Origin of the sequence: Streptomyces iconiensis (assembly GCF_028657195.3) — a bacterium.
Taxonomy (GTDB): domain Bacteria; phylum Actinomycetota; class Actinomycetes; order Streptomycetales; family Streptomycetaceae; genus Streptomyces; species Streptomyces iconiensis.
In genome coordinates this window covers 1-827 of record NZ_JANCPR020000124.1, presented here as the reverse complement: position 1 = coordinate 827, position 827 = coordinate 1, and the positions used below count along the sequence as shown (strand labels likewise).

Below are 827 nucleotides of genomic sequence, written 5' to 3'. Positions count from 1 at the left end.
GCGTGTGGTGTGGAGTGCGGTGTCGAAGAGGTGGAGTGCTTCGTGGGTGGTGAGGGGGGTGATGCCGGTGCGGGTTATGCGGGTGAGGTCGGTGGTGGTGAGTTGTGCGGTCATGCCGTGGGGTTGTTGCCAGAGGCCCCAGGCGAGGGAGGTGGCGGGGAGTCCGAGGGTGTGGCGGTGTTGGGCGAGGGCGTCGAGGTAGGTGTTGGCGGCGGCGTAGTTGGCTTGGCCGGGTGTGCCGGTGATGCCGGTGATGGAGGAGAAGAGGATGAAGGCGTCGAGGGGGTGGTGGGTGGTGAGTTCGTGGAGGTGGTGTGCGGCGTCGGTTTTGGGGCGGAGGGTGGTGTCGATGCGGTCGGGGGTGAGGTCGGTGAGGAGGGCGTCGTCGAGGACGCCTGCGGTGTGGATGACTGCGGTGAGGGGGTGTTGGGTGGGGATGTGGGTGAGGAGGTTGGTGAGTTCTTGGCGGTTGGCGGTGTCGCAGGGGAGGAGGGTGGTGTGGGCGCCGAGTTGGGTGAGGTGGTGGGTGAGGGTGTCGGCGTGGGGTGCGTGGGGTCCTCGGCGGCTGGTGAGGAGGAGGTGGCGTATTCCGTGGTGGGTGATGAGGTGTTCGGCGATGAGTTGGCCGAGGGCTCCGGTGGCTCCGGTGATCAGTACGGTGCCGTTGGGGTTGAGGGGTGGTTGGGGTGGGGGGTTTCCGGTTTCGGTTCCGGTTCCGGTTTCGGGTGTGGGTGTGGGTGTGGGGGTGAGGCGGGGGAGGAGTATGTGGCCGTTGCGTAGGGCGAGTTGGGGTTCGTTGGTGTTGAGGGCGGTGTTGAGGGCGGTGT

General features: G+C 67.1%; 1 protein-coding gene. It reads right to left on the bottom strand.

The window, feature by feature from the left end:
* The coding region (locus NMN56_RS42955) for a beta-ketoacyl reductase (RefSeq protein WP_274048778.1) at positions 1 to 827 on the bottom strand (827 nt) is incomplete at both ends.